This window comes from bacterium (assembly GCA_037143175.1).
Taxonomy (GTDB): domain Bacteria; phylum Verrucomicrobiota; class Kiritimatiellia; order CAIKKV01; family CAITUY01; genus JAABPW01.
Genome location: JBAWZF010000035.1, coordinates 24,628 through 31,472, shown reverse-complemented (window position 1 = coordinate 31,472; position 6,845 = coordinate 24,628). Strand labels below are relative to the sequence as shown.

6 protein-coding genes are annotated in these 6,845 nt (G+C 54.1%); 3 read left to right on the top strand and 3 right to left on the bottom strand.

All coding sequences use genetic code 11. The annotated features are described in order from the left end of the window. The coding region (locus WCI03_10830) for an outer membrane protein transport protein (GenBank protein ID MEI8140348.1) at window positions 1-1,139 on the top strand (1,139 nt) is incomplete at its 5' end. Next, entirely contained in the window at window positions 1,123-2,295 is a 1,173-nt protein-coding gene (locus tag WCI03_10825) for a hybrid sensor histidine kinase/response regulator (GenBank protein ID MEI8140347.1), read from the top strand. The genes WCI03_10830 and WCI03_10825, both read left to right, overlap by 17 nt. On the opposite strand, the gene WCI03_10820 is transcribed toward WCI03_10825, so the two are convergent. Then, window positions 2,264-3,937, bottom strand: a complete 1,674-nt coding sequence (locus WCI03_10820; protein ID MEI8140346.1) for a radical SAM protein — start codon at window positions 3,935-3,937, stop codon at window positions 2,264-2,266. The genes WCI03_10825 and WCI03_10820 overlap by 32 nt on opposite strands. 12 nt (window positions 3,938-3,949) lie before the next feature. Continuing rightward, window positions 3,950-4,966 carry a UDP-3-O-acyl-N-acetylglucosamine deacetylase gene (locus tag WCI03_10815; protein MEI8140345.1) on the bottom strand — a complete coding sequence of 339 codons (1,017 nt, stop codon included), beginning with the start codon at window positions 4,964-4,966 and terminating at the stop codon, window positions 3,950-3,952. 77 nt (window positions 4,967-5,043) lie between these two features. Between WCI03_10815 and WCI03_10810 the strand changes: the two genes are divergently transcribed. Beyond that, complete coding sequence (locus WCI03_10810; GenBank protein MEI8140344.1) at window positions 5,044-6,018, top strand: RluA family pseudouridine synthase; 975 nt, start codon at window positions 5,044-5,046, stop codon at window positions 6,016-6,018. On the opposite strand, the gene WCI03_10805 is transcribed toward WCI03_10810, so the two are convergent. Further along, the gene (locus WCI03_10805) at window positions 6,019-6,828 is read right to left on the bottom strand and encodes an outer membrane lipoprotein-sorting protein (GenBank protein MEI8140343.1); all 810 of its coding nucleotides are present in this window, start codon (window positions 6,826-6,828) and stop codon (window positions 6,019-6,021) included. Between the last annotated feature and the right edge of the window lie 17 nt (window positions 6,829-6,845).

The window sequence follows — 6,845 nt, the reverse complement described above, 5'->3', positions numbered from 1 at the left end:
AAATTGCTCAGATAGATGATGCCTCAGCCGTAGAGCATAATCCGGCCAACTTGACGGGAATTCAGGAAGTTCAAGTGCTTGGGGCGGTCACAATTATTGATACCAGCACGAAATTTAATTCGCCTATGGGGACAGCCGTAACTGAAGACTCCTGGAAATTGCTTCCAAACCTCTTTGTAGCTCTACCTTCATCAAATCATAACTTTACGGCCGGGTTGGGGATAACGACCCCGTTTGGCCAGTCGACCGTATGGGATAAATCCAGCGCGTTCCGCTATTCTGCACCGTATTCAGCCGAGCTGACGGTGATTAACGTTAACCCCACGGTTGCCACCAAACTAAGCGACCAGATCAGTGTCGCCGTAGGCCTGGATGTGTACATGTCGCGGCTGGATATGAAGCAGGTGTTGCCGTGGTCTTTGCTAACGGGGGGGGCCATGCCGGATGGGACGGCCCACCTTCAGGGAGATGGCACGGGTTTAGGCGGGAATGCCGCCGTGACGTATCGCCCGACCAAGGCCCAGACCCTGGCCTTGACCTACCGGTCGCCTGTCAAAGTGGACTATGAGGGTGACAGTGAGTTCAGTGGGGCGCAGGCAGTGGGCCTGAACCCTTCGAGTGATTTTGAATCCTCGATTGATTTTCCGACAATTATTGGGTTCGGCTATGGTGTGGAATTGACCGACACCATCCGTGTGGAGGCGGATGTCGAGTGGGTGGAATTTTCACGTTATGACTCTCTGAGTCTTGATGCGGGCAATAACAATCCCTTAGTCAATGGCCCAACCTCACCGAAGCCAACCGCTCCGGCAGTGATCCGTCAGAATTGGAAAGACGCATGGACGTTTGGTTTGGGTGCCGATTGGAAGGCGACTGAGGCCCTGACCTTGCGAGCTGGATATATTTACCTCCAGAGTCCCGTTCCGGAGGAGACTCTAGCTCCGACGCTTCCCGATGCCAGCAGGCAGGTATTCACCATTGGCGCGGGATTGCACTATGGACTGAACCGCCTCGACCTGGCTTATGGATATAGTCTGATCGGCGACCGCGATGTGGCGCAGAATCAGAACCCGGCCTACAACGGTACCTATGAGACAACCTCCCACCTAATGAGTGTTTCCTATGGTCGCTTATTCTAATGCTGATGCGGTGGCCGTCACCGTTCAACCTACGGTTCTGGTAATTGATGACGAACGGGGGCCACGCGAAAGTTTACGGATCCTCCTGAATACCTCCTATCGTGTGTTGTGTGCCGATTCGGTGGATGCAGGGGTTGCCATGCTCAAGGAGCATCATCCTGATACGGTGGTCATGGACATTCGCATGCCTGGCAAGAGCGGCATCGAAGGGTTACGGATGATCCGTGAGCTTGATGGGGTTGTATCGGTGATCATGTTCACCGGATTTGGTGCATTGGAAACGGCCCAGGAAGCGATGCGACTGGGCGCCAATGATTACGTCAAGAAGCCATTTGACGCCTTTGAGTTGCGGGAAATCATCCATCGGCACGTTCAGCGAACCCAGCGGGCACGAGGTCGGAAGGAGGCGGAGGGGGAATTGCTGCGGATGAATCATGCGCTCAAAGAAGAGTTGGAGCGTCGGGAGAACCTTGCCTCTTTAGGTCAGAAATCAGCTGAACTAGTACACGATATCAGGAGCCCTTTGACTGTAATTCTAGGATATGTGGATTTGCTTTCACAACAGATCGAGACTCAGGGGGGGCTTGAAGGTTTAGACCGGGAAGAGACCACGGGCTATCTTGATACCATTGAAAAAAGTGTGCTGCATTGCCGCGATCTGGCTGAGATGTGGTTGGATGCCAGCAGGGGTAAACTGCACCGGGCGCCCACGGATTTGTGGCGACTGATCCACTCCATTACGGAGGATTGTGGAAAAAAAGCAGAAGCGCGGGAGGCGGAGCTTGTGGCGGAACCCGGCAAGCAGGGGGTGCTTGTTGAGATTGATGCCGTACAGGTGGGGCGGGCGGTCCAAAACTTGGTTATCAATGCCTTGGAAGCTGTGCCGGACAAAAAAGGAAAAGTTCGGGTCAGTTTTTTTGTGAGTGGTCAGTTCGTGGAAATCAGTGTCGAGGATAATGGTTGCGGGATGAGTGAGGAACAGATCCGCCAGACTGAAAATCCTTTTTTTACCACCAAAAAAAACTCAGGAGGCACCGGCCTGGGGCTGTCAATTGTACGTCAGGTAACGGAGGCTCATGGTGGGGAGGTGTGCATCAAGAGCCAACCCGGTGAAGGAACGCGGATCACTTTACGGATCCCGTACCAGCTCGGTTGATGGATTGAATCAGCGCGCGGAGCACGGTGGTATTGCCAGCATAGAAAGCGGCCAGACTGCGATCCCGGAACGTAACGGGATCAAGGCCTGCAAGCTTGCTCATCAGGTAGTTCTCGTCGGAAATGGATGTGGGAATGCCCATAGGCGCCAGCTGTTTCGCAAATTCAGCGGTTCGGGCCAGCATCTTGCGATACGATCGTCCATCAAGCGTGATGGGGAGGGGATTCCAAAATCTGGGTGGTAGCTGGAGCTTCACTTTCCAGGTCATGCCGATGTTGAGGTATTTCTCCATATCTGCAATCCCGAAACCGAACGAGCCCGGATTCTCGAACCAGCGGGTCCGGGGCATCACGATGGGGGGTTGCAGGGTGATGGATCCCAGATGGAGACCCCGGATGAGTTCGAGCGTTTCGGCGGCGGTCCCGGGCGTATCGCCCGGTGCCGGAAAGATCAAACTTCCAACTGTAAACAACCCGGCCTGATTGGCGCGTTGGATCGCCTGGGTGATCTCTGCGGTTGTAATCCGTTTTTGGAGGCGATCCAGAATCTGTTGGCTCCCGGATTCAATACCGAAGAAAAGGGCTACACAGCCCGATTGGCGGATCAACTCAAAATTTGCCTCCCCACTGTGATGGATATGGGCGAAGGAGGCATATTGCAAGGGAATGGCTTGTCGAACCACTTCGGCTGCAAAGTCGTTCAACAGGGAGTAGGGGGTACAGGACCCGGCGAACCGGAAGGCGTTAAACCCGTAATCGTTCTGAAGCCGGTGTACCTCCCGCATCAGCCGGCTGATGCTTTTCATCCGGACATTCTTGTGGCTTTTGATCGGATGGATGCAGAAGGCGCAGTCGTTACGGCAGCCTCGGCTCTCATCGATGACGATGATCTTAATTTTCTCATCGCCCGCCATGGCGGGATATACGACTGGATCATAAACGGGCATGGGCAGAGAATCGAGATCCATGACCATTTTCTCCTCGGTCATATGGATATCGCTGCCGGTGCTGTAGATCAGATTGGGTATTCCTGGATAGGCTTCCGAGGCAGCACCATCAGTGCAGAGCTCGCGGAGGGTGTCCTCTCCTTCTCCATAGATCATCGCGTCAAAGAACGGGTAGCGACGGAGGAGGCGATCCTGAAAGAGATCCACATGGGGTCCACCCCCGAAGATTTTGACTCCTGGGCATTCCCGGCGTATGCGGTGGGCCAGCACAGCCGAACCGGATAGTCCATCGCCGTTCCAGAGTTTGAATCCAACCGCCTGGATGTCCTTGCTTCGAATATGCGCGATCAGTTCCCTGCCGATGTCTTCTATCAGCGAATCCTGAAGCCGCTGGCGTTCCCGTTCCGCGCCGGGGAGAACGGTCAGGGTGGCAAGTTTTCGGAGGGCTGAGACTGCTCCCGGCTTTGTGCTACGCAGATTGCTCCAGGCGCAAGTGAGGCGCTGTTCCAACTCAGGCGAGGTCATTCGGGCAACGGTACTGACGGTACCATAATCGAGGATGGTCACTTCCCCGCCTGTGGCGAGGATGATGCCCGCCAGATTCGCCAGACCATTGTCGGGCATCAGGCTGCTGGAGGTGAAAGGATAGCCCGCGTAATTAATCAGAAGCCAGCGTTTGAGTTGATGGTTTGACACGGAGGGCTTTCCTTACTTGTAGGTACAGAACAGGTCACGTTCAAATAGTTTGCGAACCATGATTACGTCCAGTGCGTGTCCAGCTTTGTAAGAGTAGACATTCCCGACGAACCGTCCGGTATCGATAAGAGCCAGTGCCGCCGCCAGATCAAGAATCGTGCGGTGCCAAACCGGTTCAAGCGACTTTCCGTCATGGATCATCGTGGGGGTATTGTAATACTTCCGGCGTCCTGCCACGAGGATGTTCTTGTTGGTATAGCCAAGATTCCTGACATCAGCGAAAAGTTTGCCAATGGTTTTTGTGAACAGCATTTGAGTAAACGAGCAGTTGGTTCGGGCGAGTGAGCCGTAGCGCCCGGTTTCAGGGGTCAATCGGATTTTAAGCCGCTGCTGGCCAATGGCTGTTTTGAAGTTTACAGCAACATCCAGATTGAGCTGCGGCACCGGATCCGTACAGGGGGTGAAAACCAGAAAACTTCCGTTCGGCGCCAGGATGGCGACGGGTTCTTTCACAGTAATATAGTGAGCAGGTTGATCCGTTTTGACGATTCCTGCTTTTTCAATGGCCTCAACAAGATCCATGCTGCCCCGGTCAAACAGGGGCGGGTCTCCGGAATCCATGCGGATCATCAGATTGTCCACATTCAAGGCCAGCCGGAGGGCTACGATATGTTCCACCATACGCATGTAATTGTGGGGTGAGCCACTGCAAAGCACGATATTGCGTTGTGTGGTCCAGACATTATTGGCCGACACCCGGATGGGCATGGCGTCAGGTAAATCCGTCCGATCAAACCACCAGCCCTCCGTATGTGTGGGTTCGAGGTGCAGGGTTCGCTGGGCACGTCCGAAAAATGTGCCGGGTCCCGTGACAGAAACTGCTTTGCCTATGGTTGTTTGAAAATGGTCGGCTTCCTTAATTTCTGGAATCCACTCCTGATCCACAGGCTGATTTTGGAATGCCTCAAACTGGCGATCCATGACTACTGTGTCGCCCTGTAACAAATTTCCATATGGTGTCGTTGCCATTGCTGATCCTCCCGTAATAGCCCTCCATACAAGACAAACATTGCCCGAAAGTCAAGAAGGGGTAAAATGAACCCCACATGAAACGACGAATCCAGTTTATTTTGGCGCCGGGTCAAGGCGGGGCGCTTCTACCCGATTATCTTGCCGCCCGCTTCACCTATCATTCCCGTGATGAATGGCTGGCGCACATTCTTGAGGACCGGGTTCAGGTTAATGGCACTGCTGTTACGCGTGATCACCGGCTTGTCGCCGGAGACCGGGTGGAATTTATTGCTCGAGATATGCCTGAGCCCTCCGTCTGTTTTGATATCGACATTGTTTTTGAAGACTATGACGTCATGGTGATCAATAAGCCTCCGAATCTTCCCTGTCATCCAGCGGGCCGGTATTTCAACCATACCCTATGGGCCTGGCTAAAAACACATCACTGTCTTGAATCGCCGGCGTTGGTCAATCGACTGGATCGGGAAACCTCAGGCCTATTACTCGTGGCCAAGAACGCAAAGGCGGAAACGAATTGCCGGGCTCAGTTTTCGAAACGGTCAGTGGTGAAGCGTTATGTGGTGCTGGTGGAAGGGGAGTTTCCCGATTCGCGGCGGGCGGCGGGCTGGATGCTGCCGGACCCGGGCTCCGGGGTACATAAACGCCGGCGTTTTGAGCAGGATCAGTCAGGGCGCGAGCCCTCGATGCCTCCACCTGAAACTGTTGCCGGGAAAGAATGGGCATTAACTGATTTCCGGCGGATTCGAGCCGTCAATGGACTCAGTGTTGTGGAGGCGGTTCTGCATACGGGGCGGCTCCATCAGATCCGGGCAACTTTGCACTCGCTTGGATTCCCCGTGGTTGGCGATAAGATCTATGGTCCTGATCCCATGATTTTTGTGCGGTTTTGTACTGATGCCATGACGTCAGAGGATTGGCGTCGTCTGCGGATATCACGGCAAGCTCTGCACTCCATGGAGTTGGAGTTCTCGCATCCCACCACAAAACAAGCACTCCATTTTGAGGCCCCGCTACCTGCGGATATGGCCGGACTTATTCAGGGGGTGTAATCAGGGCTCTGTTGCCACGGCGTCACGGATGCGGAGGAGGGTGACGGCTCGATGCGTCAGATCCTCAACTTCAAGATCTTTAATCATCCATTCGTGATTGATCTTCTTGAAGCTTTTGATGCAGAGTCGGCGGGAAAGATTTTCCAGCATATCGTAGCCATCGGCTTGGATCAGCATGGAGATTCTTGTGTCGACCCAGAGCTGGACGCGGGCATAAGGGACCATGTTATCCTGCGGAGCACGGCGATCGAGTAAATAGCAGGGCTGCCCTCTGGCTTCTACACGGCCTATAATCTTGCCGCCATCCCACCAAAGGAACCCGAGCGTCAGATCCATCCAGCACAGTGCGGTATTCTGAATCCGGGTGTCCTGAGGTGGTACAGCGGCCGGGGTCAGGGGATCTCCTGACAGGTAACGATAGGAGGTGATTCCTTTATTTCGGGTCACGGTGAGCTGCTCGAGCGACTTTCCAAACGTATCGCAGAGGGTATAAGTTGCCTCCTGGGGATACCGGAGTTGAATGATGACATTCAGCTTTGTTTTTTGTTCTTTTTCGTCAGTTGTTACCAATTCGCCCGTAAGGGTAATGGGTTTCGACGGAAGCCGCGCCAACAAGTTGGCCATCAATTCATCTACCCCCGGTAGCTCTGCAACTGCCGTTGTCTGCGACTCGCTGATGTCATTGGTCTGGGCGGTCGCAGGGAGACAGTAGGCAGAAGACAGTAGACAGAAGACAGTAGACAGAAGACAGAAGACAGTGGGCAGTGAGCAGTGGGCAGTGGGCAGTGGGCAACAGATATTTCTGCTCACTGTCTTCTGCCTACTGT